Genomic DNA, 23,333 nt, shown 5'->3' with positions numbered 1-23,333 from the left:
ACGTGGCCCCTTCAAGCACCATCGGCGCCGTCAAGTTCCATTCCAGCTGTGCTGGGAGGCCGAAAACGGGCCATATGGGGCGGTGGGGCGGCTCGCGCGGTGGACGGAGCGTCGCCCGCGGTGCACGATCCATGAGCCGCCGCGACGGCCCGAGGGGTCACACCCCGTGCGATGAGATCCCCCGAAGCCGTGCCGAGGTCGGATCTGCCGCGGTCGACCTCCGTAGGTTCCGGCCCCCTCTGACCCTCCCCTCGCTCCCCGATGAAGCTCATCGTCCCCATGGCCGGCCGCGGCACGCGGCTCCGCCCCCACACCCACGTCACCCCGAAGCCGCTGCTCCCCGTCGTCGGGCGGACGATGGTCGAGCGGATCGTCGAGACGTTCGCCGAGGCCATCGGCGACTTTGAGGAGGCCGTGTTCGTGCTCGGCCCCGACTTCGGCGACGACGTCCGCCGCCAGCTCACCGAGATCTGCCAACGGTTCGGGATCGAGGCGTCCTTCGGCGTGCAGGAGAAGGCGCTCGGCACGGCCCACGCCATCGCCCAGGCCGGCGACAAGCTCGACGGCGAGTGCGTCCTCGTCTTCGCCGACACGCTCTTCACCATGGACCAGGCCCCCGACCTCGACGCCGACGCGGTCGTCTGGGTCATGGAGGTCGAGGACCCATCGCGGTTCGGCGTCGTGGTCAAAGACGGCGATCGGATCACGGACTTCGTCGAGAAGCCGGACACGCCGATCTCGAACGAGGCCATCGTCGGGATCTACTACGTCAAGGACGGCGCGCGGCTGGCGGGCGAGATCCAGTACCTCATGGACAACGGTGTTCGAGGCAAGGGCGACGAGTACCAGCTGACCGACGCGCTCGACAGGATGCTCAAGGACGGCGCCACGTTCAAGACGGCGCGCGTGACGGAGTGGCTCGACTGCGGCACGATCCCGGCCATCAAGAGCACGTCCGAGATCGTCCTCGACCACGACGGCGAGTCACGAACGGAGGGGACCGTCGAGAACAGCCAAATCATCGAGCCCGTCTTCATCGGCGAGGGCGCGGTCGTGAAGGACTCCGTCGTCGGGCCGTACGCGGCCATCCACGGCGGTGCGACCATCACGGAGTCGGCCGTCCGCCACACGATCGTGTTCGGCGAGGCCCGGATCGAGGGCTCCGCGCTCGACGGGTCGATGGTCGGCCACCACGCCGACGTCCGCGGCTTCGCGGGCACGCTCAACATCGGCGACCACGCGACGGTCGGGCCGGAGGCGTAAGCGCGAGGCGCTCCGCCTCGGTGCCGAGGCGGGCGCGGCCGGTTTCCGAATGACTTCGTCCGCCTCGGCGGCACTCCGGCCCCTGTCGGCCGTTCTTGGCGAGATGTCCGACGTCTCCCTCTACCCGCCTGACGCCGACCGCCGGCTGGGCTTCGACACCGTCCGCGCCCGCCTCATCGGCCTCGCGCGGACGCCCTACGGCCGCGACCGTCTCGAGTCGCTCGCGCCCTCCTCCGACCCCGAGGTCGTCCGCGGCCGCCTCACGCGGGCAGGCGAGATGGCGGAGCTGGTGCGGACGGGCGAGCCGCCGTCGGTCCGCGAGATCGACCGGCTGGAGGGCGTGCTCCGGCGCGTCCAGCCCAAGGACGCAGCGGTCGATGGCGAGGCGCTCCTCGCGGTCGCCCGCGTGCTGGAGACGGGCCGCAGGCTCCACGACTACCACCACCGCCGGCGCGAGGCGGCGCCCGCACTGTGGGAGATCGCGGCGCGGATCGCCGTGCTCAAGGCGCTGGAGGACCGGATCGGACGGGCCATTGGCGACGATGGCCGCGTCCGCGACGATGCGAGCCCGGAGCTCCTGCGGATTTCGCGGGAGTTGGCCGCGCAGCAGGGGCGACTTCGTTCGACGGTCCAGGCCGCGCTCCGCGACGCGGCGTCGAAGGGTTACGCGACCGAGGACCAGCCGACGATCCGAGGCGGGCGGGCCGTCATCCCGGTCCGCGCCGAGGCCAAGCGGAAGGTCGAGGGCTTCGTCCACGACGTCTCGGCGTCGGGCCAGACGGTCTACATCGAGCCGGCGTCGGTCCTCGACCTCAACAACGAGATCCGCGAGATCGAGCTCGAACGGGGCCGCGAGATCAAGCGGATCCTCCAGGGCCTGAGCGGGCACGTCCGCCACCACCGCCGCGACATCGAGCGGACGCTCGACGCCGTCGGCCACCTCGACGCGCTGGCCGCCGCCGGCCGGCTCGCCGCCGACCTCGACGCGCTCGTGCCCGAGGTGGGCGTGGGCGGGGCGCTCCGCCTGCGCAAGGCGCGGCACCCGGTCCTCCAACTCCGCGTCGCCGAGGCGAACCGGCTGCCCGACGGAGAGCGCTCGCCGAGCGTCCCCGAGACCGTCGTCCCGCTCGACCTCTCGCTGGGCGACGACGCGGAGGGCGAGGCGGCCTACACGCTCGTCATCACCGGTCCGAACGCGGGCGGCAAGTCGGTCGCGATGAAGACGGTCGGCCTCCTCACCCTGATGGCGGCCCACGGCCTGCCCGTCCCGGCCGGCCCCGGCACGCGGCTCCCCCTCGTGACCGCCGTGTTCGTCGACCTCGGCGACCAGCAGTCGATCCAGGACGACCTCTCGACCTTCACGTCGCACCTGACCAACGTCCGGACGATGCTCGAGGCGGCCGACGACCGGTCGCTGTGCCTCATCGACGAGGCCGGCACGGGGACCGACCCGGCGGAGGGCGGAGCGCTGGCCGAGGCTGTGCTGTCGCGCCTCACGAAGCGGAAGGCGATGACCGTCGTCACGACCCACATCGGCGCGCTGAAGGCGTTCGCCCACGACACCGACGGCGTCTTGAACGGATCGATGGAGTTCGACCGCGCCGAGCTCCAGCCGACGTACCGGTTCCGCGCCGGCGTGCCGGGCTCGTCGTACGCCTTCGAGATCGCCGACCGCGTCGGCCTCGACCGGCCCGTGGTCAAGGACGCGCGCCGGCTGCTCGGCGAGGGCAAGGCGAAGCTCGAAGACCTCATCGCCGAGTTCGAGGCGCGCACGACCGAGGCGCGTCGACGGCAGGACGAGGCCGAGACGCGGTTGGCCGAGGCGGAACGCACCCAGAAGGACTACGAGCAGCGCCTCGACCGCCTCCGTGCCGATGCCGACAACCGCCGCCAGCAGGCGCTCGCCGAGGCGGAGCGGATCGTCGCCGAGGCGAACGCGGCCGTCGAGAACACGGTCCGGGAGATCAAGGAGGCCGCGGCAGAGAAGGAGGCGACGAAGGAAGCGCGCGAGAGGCTGGACGAGGCCCGCGCCCGCATCTCGAAGCGCAAGTCGAAGGTGGACCGTCGCCAGCGCTCCCGACGCCCGGCCCAGAACGGCGCCGAGGCCGGCCCGGCCGGCCCGATCGCCGTCGGCGACCACGTCCGCCTCGACACCGACGGGCCGGTGGGGGAGGTGCTGGCGCTCGACGATGGCGAGGCGCTGCTCGCCCTCGGCGCGCTCCAGAGCCGGGTCGACGCGACGCGGCTGACGAAGGTGGGCGGACCGCCAAAGCTCGGCAGGACGGCGGCCCGGCTCGCGGCGCGGACGCCCGGGAAGTCGCGGCGCGGCGAGACGCGCTCGGCGGCCGTCTCGACGGCCCGCGTCCGGATCGACCTCCGCGGCCAGCGCGTGGAGGAAGCCCTTTCTGAGGTGCAGCGGTTCGTCGACGAGGCCCTGGTCGGGGGCGTCCCGTCGGTCGAGATCCTCCACGGCAAGGGGACCGGCGCGCTCCGCCAAGCCATCCACGAGCAGCTCCGGGCCCGGCCCGACATCGCCTCGTTCGCCGTCGCCCCGCCCGACCGCGGCGGGGACGGCGTCACCGTCGTGGACCTCGCGTGACCACGCGACCGGACAGGGTGTCCGACCACGACCGCATCTTCCGGGCGGGAAGCCCCCCGTTGTGAAGGACCCGCCGTCCGGCCTACCTTTTGCTCGGTCGGACCTCGGGATGACTCCGCCCGCCTACATGCGACCTGCCACGCTGGCCTCACGCGCCGCCGCGCTCCTCCTGCTCGCCACGTTCCTGGTCGGCGGTGCCCCCGCCGTCCCGCAAGACGACGTGTTGCAACGGGTGGCCGACGGGCTCGAGAGCGCGGACCCCGACGCGGTCCTGACCGACGCCACGGGGCGTGTCGAGATCGTCCTGTTCGGGCAGGGCGGCATGTTCCGCCGGGCCCAGGCCGAGCACGTGCTCCGCGACTTTTTCCGCCGCTACCCGCCGTCGCGCGTCGCCTTCTCCGAGCCCTCGTCGAGCGACGACGGGCAGAGCGCGACGGGCCGCTACTGGCCCCAGTCGGGCGGCGCGCCCCTCAGCGTCCGCGTCCTCCACCGCGTCGTCGACGAGGAGTGGGAGCTGTCCTCGATCCGGATCGATCAGCGCTCCGTCGTCCGGACGGGCGGACGCTAGGCGTCTGCAGCCGGCCGGCCCCGTGTTGTCCGTCGACGCCCCGGGGCGCAACACGCGCGAGGACTCGGCCTAGCTTTCGGGCCGCTCTCGCTCCGCCTCGGTGACCCGCTCGCGCGTCCTGTCTCGTCGTCGCACCGTCTTCGTGGGCGGCGCCGTCGCACTGGCACTGCTATTGGCTGGGACCCTCCTTATGGGGACGCTCGGGGCGGATGCGGTCGGCTCCTCCGATGTCGAGCGCGCGAGGTCCGAGACGGCGTCGTACGTCCAGGCCAAGCTGGCGGACCTGATCGACGGGATGCGCGACGAGGCCGAGGCCGTCGCTGCCGTGCCCGAGGTCGTCGCCGGGCTCCGCGGAGACGGAGTCGATCGGGCCGCGCTGGACGCGCTCGCACGCAGGCCGCTGCCCGAACGGTCGTCGATCGAGGTCATCTCCGCCGACGGGACGGTCGTGGCGTGGGACGGGCCCGACGTGCCGCGCCTCGCCGGGCCACCGCCCGACACGCTTCGCACGCGCGTCGTCCGCGACGACAACCGGAGCGCGCTCGTGGTGTGGTCACCGGTCACGGTCGGCGGGGAGGCGCTGGGGGCCGTGCGCGTCTCGCAGGTCGTCCAGGCGGCCGTGCCCGTACGGAACCGGTACCTCCAGGACTACGATATCGCGGACTCGTGGCGGCCAGGAGCGCCCGTCCCGTTCCTGGTCCGGTTCTCGGACGGACAAGGCGGCGTCCCTCTGGTGGGGCCGGATGGGAGTCCGCTCGGTCTCGTCGAGGTGGGCGTCCCCGACGTCGAAGCCCTGGCGGCCGAACGTCGGCGCCAGGCGGGCAACGTGGCCGCCGTCTGGGGCGTCGTGCTGCTGGCGTGGCTCCTCGCCGGTCTCGGCGCCGTGTACGTTCGGGCGATGCGGGCGGCCGAAGCCGTCGGCCGGTCGTGGCGGTGGGCGGCCGGGGCCCTGGTCGTGTTCGTCGCCGCGGCCGTCGCGTCTCGCTACGCGCTCCTCTACGTGGACGTCCCGGTCCGCTGGCTCGATGGGACGCGTCGCCCCGCGCTCCTGTTCGACCCCGCGCTCCTCGCGTCAGATTTCCTCTGGGGCGCCCTCCGGTCGCCCGGCGACCTCGCGCTGTCGGCCTTGCTCGTGCTCGCCCTCGGCGGGGCGGTGCTGGCGCTCGTCGTTCGCTACACGGCGTCTCGCGAGCGGCCGTGGCCGGGGTGGGGGATGGGCCTGGGCCTCCTCGCCGTCGCCGTCGTCACGCCCGCCGTGCTCCGGGTCGCGGCGCTGTGGGTCCGGCAGGCCGTCCTCGACGCGACGATCGCCTACGCCGACCAGGCGGGACCGCTCCTGAGCGGGCCGATGGCCGCTGTCCTGGCCGGCCTGATCGGCGTGCTCGGCGCCGCCGTGCTGCTGATTGCCGCGACGGTCAGGATGGCGGAGGTCGGCGGAGGACAGCGGCGGTGGACGGCCGGAGCGGTAGCGGTCGCGGCCGGGGGCGCGGCCGGCCTTGCCGGGTGGATCCCGCTCGTGCCCGCGCTCGGGGTCGCCCTCCTCGGAGCGGCCCTCGGGGCGTATCTGGGCGGGCGTCTCGAGCGGTGGTCCGGCGTCCTCTCGTTCCGCGGCGTCCTCGCGGGCGTCCTCGTGCTGGCTCCGATCCTTTACGGGATCATGCAGGAGCCGCTGCGGGAGCGGACCGGCCTGCTCCTCGCCGACGCCGCGTTCGCGTTCTCCGACAACCGGGACGACCGCGTCACGGCCGCCATCGACCAGGTGTTCGATGAGGCCCAGGCCGACGACGCCCTCGGTCCCGTGCTCCTCGACGCGGTCGCGCTCGCCGACTCGGCCCGCGGAACGACCCGGGCCGCCGCCGACTCGTCCCGCCGGGCCGTCGACGCCATCGCGTCGGGCCTCGTGTCGAGCTCGCTCCTCGGCTCCCTCGCCGACATCGCGACCGAGCTCCGGATCGTCGCGCCGTCGGGCGACACGCTCGGGAGCTACGTCGAGCGCGGCGCGACGGGCGGGAACGACGCGCTGGGCTACGCCGCGATCCGCACGGCCTTCGACGAGCGGGAGGACGCGCCCCGGTCCCTCCGACTCCGCGCCGTCGTCCCCGACCGCCGGGGCCTCCGGCGGACCGCCGCCATCGGCCCGATCCGCGACGGCGACGAGACGGCCGCGTGGCTCTACCTCCGCGTGACGCCGCGGACGGCCCGCTTCCCCACCGAGACCCCGTTCCCCCGCGTCCTCGCTCCGACCGGCCTGTTTGGCCTCGACGACGAGGCCCTCGGCTACGCCGAGTACGACGACGGCGTCCTCGTCCGCCAGCGCGGCCCGGCGCCGCTGCGGATCGACTCGACCGTCTACGCCGCGCTCTCGGACCGCGCCCGCGCGTATCGCCGCCCCGAGGTCCTTGACGGCCGGCCGACGCTCGCGTATTACGAGCGGCAGGGCGACGACGCGCAGGACGTCGTGGCCGTCCGCGCGCCCGCACCCGACCGGCTGGACGCGCTCTTCGTGCTGCTCCGGCTCAGCCTGTCCGGCCTCGGGCTCGGCGCGGTCGTGTTCGTCGTCGGGTTGTGGGTCCGGCGGCGGGCAGGGCTGCTGCCTGTCGCGCGGACGCGGTTTCGCGACAAGGTGCTCAACCGGTTCCTCGTCGTCGGCCTCGCGAGCGTGGCGCTGACGGGCGTGGTGGGGCAGCGGGTGATCGTGGAGCAGAACCGGGAGGCCGTGCGTGACGGGCTCCGCCAGCGCCTCAGCCGGGCCGCCGCCGTCTTCGCGTCCGAGCCCGACGTCCCCGACGGCACCCGCCTCGACGCCGTCTCGGCCGCTCTCGGCGTCGACGTCCACCTGTACCGGGGGGCGACGCTGGAGGCCTCCAGCCGGCGGCAGCTCGTCCGCCAGCGGCTCATCGAGCCCCGCCTGCCCGGCGTCGTGTACCGCGCGCTGTACCTCGACGACCAGCCCTACGCCTTCTCCGACGACCGGATCGGGACGTTCTCATACACCACGGGCTACCTCGCCTTGCCCGACTCCACGGGCCGGCCCGCCGAGGCGCTCGCCATCCCGACGCTCTCGGAGCAGGCGGGGATCGAGGCGGGGCGGTCGCGCTATGTGGCGTACCTCTTCGGCGGGCTGCTGGCGCTCATGACGGCCATCCTCGGCATCGCCGTGCTCCTGGCGGGCCAGCTCACGCGGCCGTTCGGGCGGCTCCGCGAAGGGCTTCGGGCCGTCGGTGCGGGCGAGGCGGAGGAGCCGATCCCCGTCGAGACGCGCGATGAGGTCGGCGAGCTGGTCGAGACGTTCAACGCGATGCAGGCCGCGCTCGCCGAGAGCCGGAAGAAGCTCGCCGAGCAGGAGCGCGAGCTGGCGTGGAGCACGATGGCCCGTCAGGTGGCCCATGAGATCAAGAACCCGCTGATGCCGATGAAGCTGTCGGTCCAGCACCTCCAGCGGACGTTCCACCGGCCCGGCGACGAGGCCCCGCCCGAGGACGTCCGCTTCGCCGGCCAGTTCGAGCGGACGACCGGGATGCTCATCGACCAGATCGAGACGCTCGACCGGATCGCGTCGGACTTCTCGCGCTTTGCCCGGATGCCCATGCGGAACCCCGAGACGGTCGACCTCAGCGCTGTGGCGCGCGAGGCGGCGGCGCTGTTCGAGGGGCCGCTCGCCGAAAGCGGCCGGGCCACGTTTGAGGTCGACCTCACCGAGACGCCGCTCCCGGTCCTGGCCGACCGCGAGGAGCTCCGCCGCGTGCTCGTGAACCTGTTGACGAACGCGCTCCAGGCCATCCCGGATCGCAAGGAGCCGGGCCGTGTGACGCTCTCGACCGTCCACCACGACGGCCGCGCCGAGGCGCGCGTGGCCGACGACGGGACGGGCATTCCGGAGGAGATCCAGGAACGCGTGTTCCAGCCCAGTTTTTCCACCAAGACGAGCGGGATGGGTCTCGGGCTGGCCATCTCGAAGCGCGCCGTCGAGGCTGCGGGCGGGGCGATCGCGTTTGAGACGGGGGAGGACGGGACCACGTTCACCGTCCGCCTCCCGCTGGCGCCGGGCGGAGACGGGGCTATCAGCTAGGTCCGCCTCGGCGCCGAGGCGGGGGAGGGCGCGAGAACAGTTTGGTGCGACGTTGGTGTGCCCGATCGCCCCGAGCCCATGCGCTTCTTCCCACTCGCCGTCCTCCTGTTGGCACCGGCCGTTGAAGCGCAGCACGTGTGCCTGACGCCAGGCACGGGGCAGGGGGGAGGGCTTCCGGGCACCGGGACGCGAGCGGTGGTCGATGGGACGCCGGGCTCGATCGCGTTCGAGGACTCGGTCCACGCGCTCGTCGTGTTCGTCCGCTTCGAGAACGACACCGACCGCGCACCCGAGTGGCCGATCCGCGGCGAGCCGGGCGTGGAGCCCATCCCGGACTGGGGCGGGACGCTGTTGAAAGAGAACCCCGCCGACGTCACCGGGGCGATGGGTCTCGACGATCCGACGCTTTCGGCCTATTTCTTCTGGCAGTCCCAGAGCGGGCCGGAGGGGCCGCACGTCCTCACGGGCGAGGTCTGGCCCCGTGACCGCGGCGGCAGGCCGCACGTGTTCACGCCCTCGAAGCCGTCGGCCGGCTATCAGGCGGGGCGCGAGTCCGGCTACGGCTACCTCGTCGCCGAGCTGTTCGACGCGCTCGACGCCGATCCGCGGTTCGACCCGACGCGGTTCGACGCCAACCGCGACGGCGAGCTCGACCACCTCATGCTGGTCGTCCGCCGCGACCCGGACGTGCGCGTGACGGGCGGCGTCGCGGGGCTGTCGGGCGTCAACAGCCCGGCCGCGCGGACGTTCGGGCGGCCGGCGGCGGCGCTGACCGTCGGCCGCCGCGACCGGACCGTGACCGTCGACATGAACGGCTCGGGCGCTATCAACTGGGTCGGCGGCGAGTACTCGGCCGCGACGCTCATCCACGAGTACGGGCACGTCCTGTTCAGCATGGGGCACACGCGGATGATCACGCCGGAGGGCGCCGCCGTCCGGACGGCCGTGAGCAACGACGTGCCGTACTGGGTGCCCGAGGGGACGGGCGCCTACGCCTGCGCCTACAACCGGATGTGCGGGGGTGGCGCTCGCGGCGACAGGCCGTACGAGTCGTCCGGGTACGACGTCACGCTCACGCTCTCCGGACTGGAGCTCCGCCGGATGGGGTGGGCGCGGCGGACGGTCCTCGACCCGAGCCGAGACACGACCGGGGTCCGTCTCCGCACGCTCTACGGCTCCGGCGAGGTCGCCCTGATCCCGCTCCGCGACGGCTCCGGCGCCGACACGCTGAGCCTGGAGAACCGCCAACGGAATGGCTACTTCGACCGCTTCCCGTCGTGGGATCTCGAGGACCCGTACTACGGTCTCGTCAACCGCGACCTGCCCTCGACGGGCCTGCTGGCGACGCTGTCCTATGGCGACCCGGCCGGCCCCGGCGGCGCGCTCTACGACATCGCCCCTCCGTCGAACCGGTTCCGCCGGCCTCGGTCGCGCTGCGACGGGACCTCCGACGGCTGCGTCGATCCGTACGTGTGGTGGGCCCGAGACATGCTCCGCCCCGGGCCGTCGGCGACGCAGATGACGCCGTGGACGCGGCCCAACGTGAGCGGCTACACCCACTATCCGGAGGGCTTCGAGCCGAACTGGTTCGCCGTCACGAACGTCCGCCATGACGGCGATGACGGGACGATGGCGTTCGACGTCGTCGCCGACGTGCGGGAGTGGGACGCGATCGTGATCACGGCCGACTCGTGGATGGGCGCGGAGTCCGACGGGCTCGTGTTCGACGGGCCGGTCCGCGTCACCGACGGCGCGACGCTCCGCGTGGAGCCCGGGACGACCGTGACGTTCGCCGGTGGGCTGGTCGTGGACGAGGGCGCTCGGGTCCTCTGCCTCCCGGGGGCGACCTGCGTGGGCGCTGAGTAGCTCCGCCTCGGCGTCGAGGCGGGCCGGGCCGCGTGTGGAGGCTGGACGAGAACCGCGGCCGACCTCGTGTGCTGGCCGGATCGGGCTACCTTGCGGGCCGTCCCCATCGCGCCCCCGGGCGGTTCATGCGAGCCATCGTCGTCGGGGCCGGAGACGTCGGGTACGACGTCGCGCGGCTCCTCTCCCTCCAACGCCACGACGTCACCGTCGTCGACGCCGACCCCGCCAAGGTCGACCACGTCCGCGACACCCTCGACGTGCTCGCCGTCCTCGGCTCCGGCACGAGCGCGGCCACGCTCCGCAAGGCCCAGATCGAAGACGCCGACCTCGTCGTGGCAGTCACCGACGTCGACGAGGTGAACGTGATCGCGTCGATGCTCGCCGAGCGCGTCGGCAAGTCGGCCCACGAGACGACGACCATCGCCCGCGTCCGGAGCGACGAGTTCACGGGCCCGCACGCTGTCCTCACACTGGCCGACTTCGGGATCGACCACATCATCCACCCGGAGCAGTCGACGGCCAACGAGGTCATCTCGCTGCTGCGACGGGCCGCGGCGACCGACATCGTCGATTTTTGCCAGGAGCGCGTTCAGCTCGTCGGCATCCGGGTCGAGCGCGATGCGGAGGTCGTCGGGATGAGCCTCATCGAACTGGCCCAGTCGAGCCCGCTCCCGTTCCGCGTCATGGGCATCTCGCGGGGCGTCCGGACGATCGTCCCCTCCGGCGACGCGACCATCCAGGGCGGCGACCAGGTGTTCGTGCTCGTCGAGACGGGCCGCGTGGCCGAGGTCGCGCGCGTGCTCGGCAAGGAGGCCGGGCGGCTCCGCCACGTCATGATCCTGGGCGGGACGAGCGTCGGTGCGCGCGTCGCAGCGGGGCTGGCGGGGCGGTCGCGGCGAGACGGGGGGATGGAGGTCAAGCTAGTCGAGAAGGACCGGAAGCGGGCCGAGTACCTCGCCGAGACGCTGGAGGGCGTCCTCGTCATCCACGGCGACCCGGCCGACATCGACCTCCTCGCCCGGGAGGGCCTGGCCGAGACGGACGCCGTCGTGGCCGTGACCGAGGACGAGGAGTCGAACCTCGTGAGCTGCCTCATGGCCAAGCACCTCGAGGTCAAGAAGACCGTCGCGCTCCTCTCGAAGAGCGCCTACATCCCGATCTCTCAGTCCATCGGCCTCGACGCGGCCGTGAGCCAGAAGCTGGCCGTCTCCCGCGAGGTCCTCCGGTTCCTCCGCGGCGCCCACGTCCGCTCGGTCGCGACGGTCCACGGCCTCGACGCCGAGATCATGGAGCTCGTGGCCGACGAGGGCGCGCCGATCACGCGCGTCCCGCTCGCCCGACTGCGCCTGCCGAAGGGGATCCTCCTCGGCGCCGTCGTCGGCGACCGCGTCGAGATCGCGACCGGCACGACGCACGTCGAGCCGGGCCAGCGGGCCGTCGTGTTCGCCACGCCCGAGCGCGCCGGCGACGTCGAACCCCTCTTCAGTTCCTAATTCGGAGGTCAGAGTTCGGGCTCTGCCTCCGTGTCCTCTGAACTCCGAACCCGAGCTCTGACCTCGTGATCATCGACTGGAAGGCCATTGCCGGCATCATGGGCGTCCTGCTCGGGGCGCTCGGGGTGGCGCTTGTGGTCCCGGCCCTGGTCGGGTTGCTCTACGGCGAGCCCGAATGGTGGGCGTTCGCGGCGACGGCCGCGGGCTCGGGGATCGTGGGCGGCGGGCTGTGGCTCGCGTTCCGACCGAAGGAGGAGCTCCGTGTGCGCGAGGGGTTCGCGATCGTGGCCCTCGCATGGTTCGTGCTCTCGCTCGTGGGCGCGCTGCCGTGGACGATGACCGGCGTGCTCGACAGCTACGCCGACGCCTTCTTCGAGGTCATGAGCGGCTTCACGACGACGGGGGCGACGATCCTCGGCGGCGCGACGACGCCTCAGATCGAGGCCGTCCCCAACGCGTTCCTCTTCTGGCGGAGCCTCACGCACTGGCTCGGCGGGATGGGCATCATCGTGCTCACGATCGCCGTGCTCCCGCTCCTCGGCGTGGGGGGGATGCAGCTGTTCAAGGCCGAGGTCCCCGGTCCGTCGGCTGACAAGCTCACGCCGCGGGTCTCGGAGACGGCCAAGCGGCTCTGGGCCATCTACGTGGCGCTGACGGCCATCCAGGTGATCCTTCTGCTCCCGGCGATGTCGTTCTTCGACGCCGTCAACCACGCGATGGCGACGCTCGCGACGGGCGGGTTCTCGACCGAGAACGGGAGCGTCGGGCAATACGGGAGCGCCTACGTGGACTGGGTCGTGACCGTGTTCATGGTGCTGGCCGGGATGAACTTCGTCCTCCACTACCGGCTCCTTCACAAGGACTGGTCGGCCACGAACAACGAGGAACTGAAGGTCTACTTCGCGTTCCTCGGTGGCGCGACCCTCCTCCTGACCCTCGTCCTCTGGACGCCGACGGGCGACGTGCTCCCGGCGCCGGTCACGCTCGACGGCGAGGTCGTCACGCAGGACGTCGTCGACCAGACCGTCGGGGCCGCCCAAGCGGAAGCGGACGCGGCGGCCGAGGGCGCGGACCTCGAGGAGGTCGAGACCGAGTCGGCCGACCGCGTGGGCGGCGAGAACATTGGGGGCGGGGCGCAGGAAGCCGCGGAGCTGGCGTCGCGCGAGGAGCGCGGCCGGACGGTCGTCCGCTACGACTCGTTCTGGGACTCGCTCCGCTACGCGGCCTTCCAGGCCGCCGCCATCATCACGACGACGGGCTTCGGGACGGCCGACTACGAGGTGTGGCCGCCGCTCGCGCTCGTCGTCCTGTTCGCCCTGTTCTTCGTGGGCGGGATGGCGGGCTCGACGGGCGGCGGCGTGAAGGTCGTCCGCGTGCTCCTCATCCTGAAGAACTCGTTCCGCGAACTCCGCCAGCTCGTCCACCCGCAGGCGATCCTCCCGATCCGGCTCGATCACCGCGTGGTGCCGGAGGGCATCCTCCGCAACGTCCTCTCGTTCATCGTCTTCTACGTCGGGCTCATCGGGCTGGGGACGCTCCTGATGGGCATCCTCGGGCTCGACATCTGGAGCGCGTTCTCGGCCACGTTCTCGTGCGTCGGCAACGTGGGCCCGGCGTTCGGGGCGATGGGGCCGACGGAGAACTATACGCACGTCCCGACGGCCGGGAAGTGGATCCTGTCGGTCCTGATGATGGCCGGCCGGCTGGAGATTTTCACGGTGCTCCTCCTGTTCACGCCGGGCTTCTGGAAGCGATAGGGGGCCTGCACTCGTGGTATCGGGAACGAGGAGATGGGAACCGGGCAGAGGCTGCGCTCCCCACTGACCCCGCCCGCCTCGGCGCCGAGGCGGAGGGGGCCGGCAGACGATCGGCCGGGCACTGACTGGCGGCTGACAGCGGCGCGGAGCACCTTCCAGTCCCCAGTCCCCAGTCCCCAGTCCCCAGTCCCCAGTCCCCAGTCCCGCCATGCACCTCGACCAGCTCCGCGACCACTGCCTCGCCAAGCCCGCCGTGACGGAGAGCTTCCCGTTCGACGAGGACACGCTCGTGTTCAAGGTGGCGGGGAAGATGTTCGCGCTCGTCGGCCTCGAGCGCGTGCCGCCGACGGTGGCGCTGAAGTGCGACCCGGAGCGGGCGCTCGAGCTCCGCGAGTTGTACGAGGCCGTCGGGCCGGCGTACCACATGAGCAAGACGCACTGGAACGGGGTCGGCCTGCGAGGGGACGTGCCGGGCGACGTCGTGCGCGAGCTGGTGGACCACTCGTACGACCTCGTGGTGGCCGGGCTGACCCGGAGGGTGCGGGCGGAGCGTGGGCTGGATTGAGCTCGAATCCGAGGGCCGGCTGAACTGGGGGCGCCGCGTGGCGTTGATCGCCGGCCCCCCCGCTTCATCCATGCGCGTTCTCCTCCTGTCTCTCCCCATTCTCCTCGCGGCGTGTGCCGACGCCCCGGAGCCCATCGACACGTCCGGCGCTGGAGCCGACACGACCCTGGCGCCGTCGCCGTCGGGCCCGGACCGTGCCGTCGCCCGGATCGCCGAGGTGGACGGGTCTGGGGTCGTCGGCGCCGTCGAGTTCGTCGACCTCGGCGACGCCGTCGAGGTCCGATACAACCTGTCTGGGCTCTCGGCCGGCCTGCACGGCTTCCACGTTCACCAGACCGGCGACTGCGGACCTGACTCGACCGGGACCCCCGCCGGTGCTGCGGGCGAACACTTCAACCCGCTCGCCAGTCCCCACGGCGCCCCAAGTGCCGCGCCGGCCCAACGCCACGCCGGCGATCTCGGCAACGTCGAGCCCGATGCGAGCGGCCGGGCCATCGGCGTCCGCGTCGATTCGGTGTTGTCCTTCGACGGGCCGACCTCGATCCTCGGCAAGGCCCTGCTGCTCCACGGCGGAGAGGACGACCTGACGAGCCAGCCGAGCGGCGACGCTGGCCCGCGCGTCGGGTGCGGCGTGATCGAGGAGGCCGCGGCCGTCGGCTCGTTGCCCGATTCGCTGGCGGTCCCCACGGGGTCGGTAGAACCCTGAACGGGGTATAAGGGCCGATCTGTGAGCGGAGATGGAGCGTGAGAGTCATCCTCTCACCCCACCCCACCTCCCATGCGAACCCTCTCCCTCGTCGCCGTTTTCCTCCTCGGGCTGACGGCGTGCCAGTCCACTGAACGCGCGACCGACCGGGCCGCCGAAGGCGCTGAAGACGCCGCCGATGCGACGGTCGACGTGGCCCGAGGCGCCGCCGACGCCGTCGAGGACGCGGCCGGTGCTGCGTACGGCGCCGTCACGGACATCTTCGACAGTGATGACAGCGCCTACGCCGCCGCCGTCGTCCGCCCGACATCCGCTCCTGGCGCCAGTGCCCAGGGCACCGTCTCGTTCCGCGAATCCGATGGCGGCATCGTTCTCGCGCTCAGCCTGAGCGGTCTCCGGCCGGGGACGCACGCCGTCCACGTGCACGAGAACGCAGCGTGCGGGCCAGGCGAGGACGGCACGCCCGGAGGCGCGGCCGGTGGTCACTGGGACCCGGCCGGGTCGATGGACCACGGCGCGCCGACCGAAGACCTCGACAGCAAGCACCTCGGCGACTTCGGCAACTTCGAGGTCGAACCCGACGGCACGGCGGACATCGTCGTCGCCGTGTCGCCGTTCCCGACGGAGGAGTACAGCGTGGCCGACCACGCGGTCGTGATCCACCAGGGCCGCGATGATCTGGAGACGGACCCGGCCGGGGACGCGGGCGCGCGGGTCGGCTGTGGCGTGATCGAGGGGCGGATGCCGTAACGGATTGCGTTTCCAGGGGCTCCGGCAAGTCCCGCCGGGGTCCGCGTCTCCATGGCCGAACAGTTTGGGGGACGATTCCGACGGTTCGGAAGCGCACCCGGACCGATCGTCGTTCGAGCCGACCAGATGTGAAGGGGAGGAGTACGTTCAGGCGCTGACGTCCCTCCGCCTCCCCTCCATGCTCCTCTCTACCCTTCGGCGCGCCACGCTGGCCGCCTTGTTCGTTCTGCCGGCCCTCGCCGCCGCTCAGGGCACCGTCCGTGGAACCGTGACCGATGCGGAGACGGGGGCCAGCATCCCCGGCGCGACCGTGTTTGTCGCGGCCTCCAACATCGGGACCACAACCGACGCCGACGGCGCGTACGAGTTGGCGCTCCCGCCCGGCCAGCGCACGCTGACGGTTTCGTTCGTCGGGTATCGGTCACAAGAGCTCGAGGTGCCCGAGGGGCAGACGACGCTCAACATCGCGCTCGAACCGGACCTGCTCGGGCTGGAGGAAGTGGTCGTGACCGGGCTCGGCACGACGATCCGCCGCGCGAACTCGGCCAACTCGGTCGAGACGATCTCGGCCCGCGAACTCGCCGAAGTCTCGACGCCGCAGACGCTCGACGGCGCGCTCAACGGCAAGGTCACGGGCGCCGTGATCAACTCGAACTCCGGTGCGCCGGGCGGCGGCATCAACATCCGCCTGCGGGGGATCACGACGATCAACGGCAACAGCCAGCCGCTCTACGTGGTCGACGGCGTGATCATCTCGAACGACGCCGTCTCCAACGGGATCAACGCGGTGACGGCCGCGGCCGGCGGCGGGAACGCCTCGAACCAGGACAACCCGGCCAACCGCATCGCGGACCTCGCGCCCGAGGACATCGAGTCGATCGAGATCCTGAAGGGGCCGTCCGCGGCGGCCATCTATGGCGCCCGCGCGGCCAACGGGGTCGTCGTGATCCGCACGAAGCGGGGCTCTTCGGGCCGGACCGACGTGTCGTTCTCGCAGTCGGTCGGCATGACGAGCATCGGCCGCCGGCTAGGGACGCGGCAGTTCACGGAGGCCACGGCGATCGACCAGTTCACGACCGCCCCGGACGACGACGCGACGCCGGAGGAGATCGCGCAGTACAACGCGAGCGTCGAGCAGATCCGCCAGCTCTACCGGGCCGGCGAGGCCGCCGGGTTCTACGACTACGAAGAGGCGCTCTACGGCAACGAGGGGCTGCTCCTCACGTCCGACCTCTCGGTCTCCGGCGGCAACGACCGGACGCAGTTCTTCGTCTCGGGCATCGTCAAGGACGACGAGGGGATCATCGAGCAGACCGGCTACGAGAAGCAGTCCGGCCGCGTGAACCTGACGCACCGGCTGAGCAACGTGTTCTCGGTCGACGCCAACGCCAACTACATCCGGTCGGTCGCCCGCCGCGGCATCACCGGCAACGACAACTCGGGTACCACCTACGGGATCGGGCTCCTGGCCACGCCCAACTTCGTCAACCTCTTCCCGGACGCGAACGGGGTGTACCCGGACAACCCGTTCAACTCGTCCAACTTCCTCCAGACCCGCGACCTCTCAACGATCGAGGAGGAGAACAACCGGTTCCTCGGCTCCGGCCAGCTCACGGTCAACCTCTTCACGACGAACACCCAGTCGCTCCAGCTCGTCGGGACCGGCGGCGTGGACTACTACGCGCTCGACCAGGTCAACCTGTTCCCGGTCGAGCTCCAGTTCGAGGACGACGACGGGCTCCCCGGGACGTCGATCCTGGGCCGGACGACGAACCTCAACACGAACCTCCAGGCCCTCGCGGTCCACGGCTACGCGCCGGAGGGGCGGAGCCTGTCGTTCACGACGCAGCTCGGGTTCACGGCGTTCGACCAGGACTTCAACAACGTGTCGAGCGTGGCGCAGGGGCTGATCCCGAACCAGCAGAACCTCGACCAAGCCGCGGCGCTCCAGACGAACCAGGGCCGCCTGTTCCAGAACGACCGGGCCGTGTTCGCGCAGGAGGAGGTCAACTGGAACGACGCGATCATCGGCACGCTCGGCGTCCGGGCCGAGCAGTCGTCGGCCAACGGGGACGTGGACACGTTCTACGCCTACCCGAAGGCGGGCCTCGCCGTCAACCTGACCAACCTCGGGCTGTTCGAGGGCGGACCCGTGGACCTCTTCAAACTCCGCGCGGCGTTCGGCCAGACGGGCAACACGGCGCCGTTCGGGGCCAAGTTCACGACCTACGGGACGCTCGCCGTCGGCGGCAACATCGGCCTGTCGATCGGCGGCCAGCGCGGCCTGGCCGACGTCGTGCCCGAGCGGGCGAGCGAGATCGAGGCCGGCCTCGACCTCACGCTCCTCGACGGGCGCGTCAACTTCGAGGGGACGGTCTACGCCAAGACGGTCGACGACCTCCTCCTCACGCGGCAGGTCCCGCTCTCATCCGGGTTCACGGTCGAGACGTTCAACGGCGGCCAGCTTCAGAACAACGGGATCGAGCTCGGCCTGAGCCTGATCCCCGTCGACGGCCCGAGCGTCCGGTGGATCTCGCGGACCAGCTTCTGGGCCAACCAGGCCGAGGTCACCGAGCTCAACGTCCCGCCGTTCCAGGCGGCCGGCGGCGGGTTCGGGACCGGGCTCGGCTCCATCCGGATCGAGGAGGGCGAGAGCCCGACCCAGATCGTCGGCATCGACGGCGGCGAGGTCGTCCAACTCGGCGACGTCTCGCCGGACTTCCAGATGTCGTTCTTCAACGACGTCACGATCGCGCGGCGCCTTCGCTTCACCGCGTTCGCCCACTGGAAGCAGGGCGGCGACATCATCAACCTGAGCGAGTTGCTCGGCGACCTGTCGGGCACGAGCCCGGACTACGACGACGACGCCGATGGCGACGGAACGCCGGACGGCCTGCAGCGGCTGCTCCAGTTCGGGTCGAGCGCGCGGCCGTTCGTTCAGGACGCCTCGTACTTCCGTCTCCGCGAGGTCCGGCTCGACTACGACGTGGCGCCCCAGTTCTTCGGCCCGCTGGGCGGCGCGCTCCAGAGCCTCCGGCTGGGCATCTCGGCCACGAATCTGTTCACGATCACGCCCTACAAGAGCTACGACCCGGAGGTCAGCAACTTCGGCAACCAGCCGGTCGCGTCGGGGGTCGAGGTGGCGCCGTTCCCGTCGTCGCGGAACGTGTACTTCCACGTCAACCTCGGCCTCTAGCCCCCATGCTGCCCTCTCTCCGAACGCCCTTCCCTCCGATGACTCTCTCTCTTCGTACGGCGGCCCTGGCCGTCGCCCTCGGGCTCCTGGCGCCGAGCCTCGCCGGGTGCGACCTCGTCGGCCTCGACGACCGGCCGAACCCGAACGGGCCCGCGCTCGACGACATCATCGATAACCCGACCGAGGCGGCCCTGGCGAACGTGGCCGTCGGCGTCGAGGCGTCGTCCCGGCTCGGCCTCGGGACGTACCTCGTCGACGTCGGCGTGCTCGGCCGCGAGTACTGGCGGGTCAGCCCGTCGGACCCCCGGTTCACGCAGGACCTCCTCGGCTTCGCGCAGTCGACGCTCGACAACAACACGTTCTACATCACGACGCCGTGGGCCTCGCGGTACACCGTGATCCGAAACGCCAACACGATGCTCGTCGCGCTCGAGGCGAACGAGACGCTGTCGGCCGCCGAGAAGTCGGCGGCCCGCGGGTTCGCCAAGACGTGGATCGCGTACCAGTACCTCCTCAACCTCAACCTGACCTACGAGAACGGGATCCGCTTTATCGAGCCCGGCGCCGACGAGGCCGGCCCCATCGTGGGCTACGACGAGTCGCTCGACCGGATCGCGGCCCTCTTCGACGACGCCGCGGACGACCTCGAGGCGGGATCGTCGTTCTTCTTCGACGTGTCGATCGGGCAGGGCATCCCGAACTCGGTGGACGGCTACCTCCAGGTGAACCGGGCCCTCGCGGCCCGCGTCGACGCCTACCGGGAGGACTGGGGCGGCGTGCTCGACGCCCTCGACGACTCGTTCGTCGACGCGTCTCGGCCGCTCACGATCGGGGCGTACCACACGTTCTCGACGAGCGCGGGCGACATCACGAACCCGTTCTTCTTCCCGCTCGACGGGGGCGGCGACGGCGTCCTCGCGCACCCGACATTCGTGACCGACATCGCCGACGGCGACGACCGGATCGCGAAGGTGGCGGAGCGGACGGCGTCGCGGACGTTCGACGGCTTGACGTCGAGCTACGACGTGGACGTGTACGACTCGCCGACGACGCCCATCCCGATCGTCCGGAATGCGGAGCTCCTCCTGCTGCGGGCCGAGGCGAACGCGCAGCTGGGCAACACGGGACCGGCCGTCGCGGCCCTCGACGTGATCCGCACTGCGGCCGGCCTCGCTCCCTACAGCGGGGGCACGGGCACGGACGCGCTCGTCGACGAGGTGCTCCGCCAGCGGCGCTACGAGTTGTTCGCGGAGGGCCACCGCTGGATCGATCTCCGCCGGTACGGCCGCCTCGGGACGCTCCCCATCGACCGCGCCAACGACGACGTCTTCGACCGCTTCCCGATCCCCGAGAGCGACAACCCGACCACCTAGGGAGAGTCCCGCCGTGGAGTCGTCCAGGTCAACGGGCCTTGTCCTCACCAGCGCCCACGGGGTCCCGGTGGGGTCGGCACCTGCGGCCTGGACGACCACGACAGCGACGGGGGCGGCGCCCGGAGCCGTCGCGCTCGTCGCCACGATGGGCCACGGCGCTCCAGCGTGGGCGACCGACCCGGACGGCGACTGATCCGGCCTCGCCCGCCTCGGGTCCGAGGCGGGAGCCCTCGGCGCCCGCTGTCACGAGGGTGGCGGCGGGCGCCGCTATTTTGCGGGCCGACGACTTTCCGATCCGAGGGCACCCGGGCACCGTGGCTGAACAGAACGACCTCTTCTTGAGCGACAGCGAGCGGAAACGCCAGAACCAGACGCCGCTCATGCGGCAGTACTGGAAGATCAAGGACCGCCACCCCGGCGCGATCCTCCTCTTCCGGATGGGCGACTTCTACGAGACGTTCGAGGACGACGCGGTCCTCGTCGCCGACGTGCTCGGCATCACACTGACCAAGCGCGGCAACGGGGCCGCCGAGGACACGCCCCTGGCCGGCTTCCCGCACCACGCCCTCGACCAGCACCTCCCGAAGCTCGTCCAGGCCGGCCACCGCGTCGCCGTCTGCGAGCAGCTCGAAGACCCGAAGTACGCGCGCAAGATCGTGAAGCGCGGGGTGGTCGAGGTCGTCACGCCCGGGGTCACCTTCCGCGACCCGCTCCTCGACGCGAAGCGGTCGACGTACCTCGCGGCCGTGGCGTGGGGGGAGGGGCGCGACACGGGGACGGTCGGCGTGGCGTTCGCCGACGCCTCGACGGGCGAGTTCTTCCTCACGGAGGCCGAGGCCGGCCGCCTCGGGGGGCTGTTGCAGACCATTGCGCCGTCGGAGGTCGTCGTCGACAAGCGGCACGTGGACCGGCTGCGGGAGGCGATGCGTGCCGTCCAGGGCGGCGAGCCGCCGTTCGCCATCACCAAGGAGGAGGACTGGGTCTTCGGACTCGACTTCGCCACGGAAACGCTCCTCCGCCACTTCCAGACGCACAGCCTCAAGGGCTTCGGCGTCGACGGGATGACGGTCGGCGTGACGGCGGCGGGCGCCGCGCTCTACTACCTGGGAGAAACCCAAAAAGGGCGGATCCCGCACGTCCGCCGGCTCCAGCGGTACCGTGCCGAGGACCACATCGCGCTCGACCCGGCCACGAAGCGGAACCTCGAACTGGTCGCCTCGATGCAGGACGGCCGGCGCGACGGCTCGCTCGTCGGCGTCCTCGACGCGACGCTGACGCCGATGGGGGGGAGGCTCCTGCGCCAGTGGCTCGTCCGCCCGCTCCGCGACGTCGGCCGTATCCGCCAGCGGCTCGACGCCGTCGACGCCCTGTTCACCTCACCGCGGCTCCGGCGGTCGCTGCGCGAAGAGCTCCGCCACGTCGGCGATCTCGAACGGCTGGCGGGGAAGGTCTGCACCGGCCGGGCCACGCCGCGCGACCTCGTGGCGCTGGGACAGACGCTCCGTCGTGTCCCGCCCATCCAGGATCTCCTCGACGGGGAAGAGGCCGGCCTGCTCGACCGGCTCCACGGCCGCCTCGCGCCCTGCGACGACACGGCCCGCGACATCGCCGAGGCGCTCGTGGACGAGCCGCCGGCCCAGATCTCGGCCGGCGGCACCATCCGCCCCGGCCACGACGACGAACTCGACCGGCTCCGCGACGTCGCCGGCTCCGGCAAGGAGTATCTGACGGAGCTCCAGGCACGCGAGTCGAAGCGGACCGGCATCCCGAGCCTCAAGGTCGGCTACAACAAGGTGTTCGGGTACTACCTCGAGGTCACGAACGCCCACAAGGAGAAGGCGCCGGACGAGTGGATTCGCAAGCAGACGCTCGTCAACGCCGAGCGCTACATCACGCCCGAGCTGAAGGAGTACGAGGAGACGATCCTCACGGCGCAGGAGAAGATCGTCGAGATCGAGACGCGGCTGGTCGATGGGCTCCGCCAGCGGGTGGCCGAGGCGGTCGAGCCAATCCAGACGAACGCCCGCGCGCTCGCGGCGCTCGACGTGGTCTGCGGGTTCGCCGAGGTTGCCGAGCGGAACGGCTACGTCCGGCCCGAAGTCGACGACTCGGCGGTGCTGGACGTCGAGGAGGGCCGGCACCCGGTCGTCGAGCGAATGTTGCCGGCGGGGGAGGCGTTCATTCCCAACTCGGTCCGCCTCGCGGCGCCCATTGGCGATGAGGCGGAGGCGGCCGACGAGGCCGGTCAGATCCTGCTCATCACCGGGCCGAACATGGCCGGCAAGAGCGTCGTGCTCCGGCAGACGGCGCTCATCGTGCTCCTGGCGCAGGTCGGCGCGTTCGTGCCGGCGCGGCGCGCGCGCGTCGGCGTGGTCGACGCGCTGTTCACCCGCGTCGGGGCGAGCGACAACCTGGCCGCGGGCGAGTCGACGTTCCTCGTCGAAATGAACGAGACGGCGAACATCCTCAACAACGCGACGGCCCGGTCGCTCATCCTGCTCGACGAGGTGGGACGGGGCACGAGCACGTTCGATGGTCTCAGCCTCGCATGGGCCATCGTGGAGCACCTCCACGAGACGCCTGGCCGCGCGGCGCGGACGCTGTTCGCGACCCACTACCACGAGCTCGACGCGCTCAGCGAGCGGCTCCCGCGCGTCAAGAGCTACTCGGTCCGGGTGCGCGAGCACGAGGGGAAGGTCGTGTTCCTGCGGACGCTCGTGCCAGGCGGCGCCGACCACAGCTATGGCATCGAGGTCGCCCGGATGGCGGGCCTGCCCACCTCGGTGGTGGCGCGGGCGAAGAGCGTCCTCCGTCACCTCGAGGCGCACGACGTGGCGGCCGAGGTCGGTGTCCACGGCGAGCCGACAGACGCATCCGGCGACGGGATGCCGGCGACCGCACGCCCACGGGTCTCCGCGCTTCCGGACGCCGAGGCGGTCCCCGTCGCACTCGCCGCTCCCGACCCCATCGCGACGGAGGTTTTGGACCGGCTCCATGCGCTGGAGCCCGAGCGGATGACGCCGATCGAGGCCTTGATGGCCTTGGCCGACCTCAAAAGGTCAGCGGAGGGATAGGGATCGCCCTTAGACGATCGCCGGGGCCCCTCCCAGTCGCGCGCGACGTCCGAA

13 protein-coding genes are annotated in these 23,333 nt (G+C 71.7%); all 13 read left to right on the top strand.

What is annotated here, in order from left to right; genetic code table 11:
- The first annotated feature begins 261 nt into the window (after positions 1–261).
- Complete coding sequence (locus BSZ37_RS14500; protein ID WP_095511243.1) at positions 262–1,263, top strand: sugar phosphate nucleotidyltransferase; 1,002 nt, start codon at positions 262–264, stop codon at positions 1,261–1,263.
- A gap of 103 nt (positions 1,264–1,366) precedes the next feature.
- Positions 1,367–3,862 carry an endonuclease MutS2 gene (locus tag BSZ37_RS14495; protein WP_095511242.1) on the top strand — a complete coding sequence of 832 codons (2,496 nt, stop codon included), beginning with the start codon at positions 1,367–1,369 and terminating at the stop codon, positions 3,860–3,862.
- A 109-nt stretch (positions 3,863–3,971) separates the two neighbouring features.
- Positions 3,972–4,430 (top strand): DUF4783 domain-containing protein, encoded by a 459-nt coding sequence (locus BSZ37_RS14490; protein WP_095511241.1) that lies wholly within the window; start codon positions 3,972–3,974, stop codon positions 4,428–4,430.
- Between the two features lie 100 nt (positions 4,431–4,530).
- The gene (locus tag BSZ37_RS14485) at positions 4,531–8,499 is read left to right on the top strand and encodes a sensor histidine kinase (RefSeq protein ID WP_143537673.1); all 3,969 of its coding nucleotides are present in this window, start codon (positions 4,531–4,533) and stop codon (positions 8,497–8,499) included.
- A 78-nt stretch (positions 8,500–8,577) separates the two neighbouring features.
- A complete protein-coding gene (locus BSZ37_RS14480) occupies positions 8,578–10,365 on the top strand; it encodes a metallopeptidase domain-containing protein (RefSeq protein ID WP_095511239.1) in 1,788 nt (595 codons plus the stop codon).
- Positions 10,366–10,490: 125 nt separating this feature from the next.
- Positions 10,491–11,858, top strand: coding sequence for a Trk system potassium transporter TrkA (gene trkA, locus BSZ37_RS14475; protein WP_095511238.1), 1,368 nt, complete (start codon positions 10,491–10,493; stop codon positions 11,856–11,858).
- Positions 11,859–11,923: 65 nt separating this feature from the next.
- Positions 11,924–13,615, top strand: coding sequence for a TrkH family potassium uptake protein (locus BSZ37_RS14470; protein ID WP_095511237.1), 1,692 nt, complete (start codon positions 11,924–11,926; stop codon positions 13,613–13,615).
- Positions 13,616–13,823: 208 nt separating this feature from the next.
- Positions 13,824–14,180, top strand: coding sequence for an MmcQ/YjbR family DNA-binding protein (locus BSZ37_RS14465; protein ID WP_095511236.1), 357 nt, complete (start codon positions 13,824–13,826; stop codon positions 14,178–14,180).
- Positions 14,181–14,250: 70 nt separating this feature from the next.
- Positions 14,251–14,886 (top strand): superoxide dismutase family protein, encoded by a 636-nt coding sequence (locus BSZ37_RS14460; RefSeq protein WP_095511235.1) that lies wholly within the window; start codon positions 14,251–14,253, stop codon positions 14,884–14,886.
- 72 nt (positions 14,887–14,958) lie between these two features.
- Positions 14,959–15,636, top strand: a complete 678-nt coding sequence (locus BSZ37_RS14455) for a superoxide dismutase family protein (protein ID WP_095511234.1) — start codon at positions 14,959–14,961, stop codon at positions 15,634–15,636.
- A gap of 178 nt (positions 15,637–15,814) precedes the next feature.
- On the top strand, positions 15,815–18,832 hold the full coding sequence (locus tag BSZ37_RS14450) for a SusC/RagA family TonB-linked outer membrane protein (protein ID WP_095511233.1): 3,018 nt from the start codon (positions 15,815–15,817) through the stop codon (positions 18,830–18,832).
- 38 nt (positions 18,833–18,870) lie between these two features.
- A complete protein-coding gene (locus BSZ37_RS14445) occupies positions 18,871–20,205 on the top strand; it encodes a RagB/SusD family nutrient uptake outer membrane protein (protein ID WP_095511232.1) in 1,335 nt (444 codons plus the stop codon).
- A gap of 380 nt (positions 20,206–20,585) precedes the next feature.
- The gene (gene mutS / locus BSZ37_RS14440) at positions 20,586–23,279 is read left to right on the top strand and encodes a DNA mismatch repair protein MutS (protein ID WP_095512403.1); all 2,694 of its coding nucleotides are present in this window, start codon (positions 20,586–20,588) and stop codon (positions 23,277–23,279) included.
- The last annotated feature ends 54 nt before the right edge of the window (positions 23,280–23,333 follow it).

This window comes from Rubrivirga marina, from assembly GCF_002283365.1.
Classification (GTDB): Bacteria; Bacteroidota; Rhodothermia; order Rhodothermales; family Rubricoccaceae; genus Rubrivirga; species Rubrivirga marina.
This window is presented reverse-complemented; position numbering and strand designations above follow the sequence as displayed.

Bases quoted from the DNA above. Each gene is read 5' to 3' on its own strand.
- BSZ37_RS14500 (WP_095511243.1), top strand. From the start codon at position 262: ATGAAGCTCATCGTCCCCATGGCCGGCCGCGGCACGCGGCTCCGCCCC.
- BSZ37_RS14495 (WP_095511242.1), top strand. From the start codon at position 1,367: ATGTCCGACGTCTCCCTCTACCCGCCTGACGCCGACCGCCGGCTGGGC.
- BSZ37_RS14490 (WP_095511241.1), top strand. From the start codon at position 3,972: ATGACTCCGCCCGCCTACATGCGACCTGCCACGCTGGCCTCACGCGCC.
- BSZ37_RS14480 (WP_095511239.1), top strand. From the start codon at position 8,578: ATGCGCTTCTTCCCACTCGCCGTCCTCCTGTTGGCACCGGCCGTTGAA.
- trkA (WP_095511238.1), top strand. From the start codon at position 10,491: ATGCGAGCCATCGTCGTCGGGGCCGGAGACGTCGGGTACGACGTCGCG.
- BSZ37_RS14465 (WP_095511236.1), top strand. From the start codon at position 13,824: ATGCACCTCGACCAGCTCCGCGACCACTGCCTCGCCAAGCCCGCCGTG.
- BSZ37_RS14460 (WP_095511235.1), top strand. From the start codon at position 14,251: ATGCGCGTTCTCCTCCTGTCTCTCCCCATTCTCCTCGCGGCGTGTGCC.
- BSZ37_RS14455 (WP_095511234.1), top strand. From the start codon at position 14,959: ATGCGAACCCTCTCCCTCGTCGCCGTTTTCCTCCTCGGGCTGACGGCG.
- BSZ37_RS14450 (WP_095511233.1), top strand. From the start codon at position 15,815: ATGCTCCTCTCTACCCTTCGGCGCGCCACGCTGGCCGCCTTGTTCGTT.
- BSZ37_RS14445 (WP_095511232.1), top strand. From the start codon at position 18,871: ATGACTCTCTCTCTTCGTACGGCGGCCCTGGCCGTCGCCCTCGGGCTC.
- mutS (WP_095512403.1), top strand. From the start codon at position 20,586: ATGCGGCAGTACTGGAAGATCAAGGACCGCCACCCCGGCGCGATCCTC.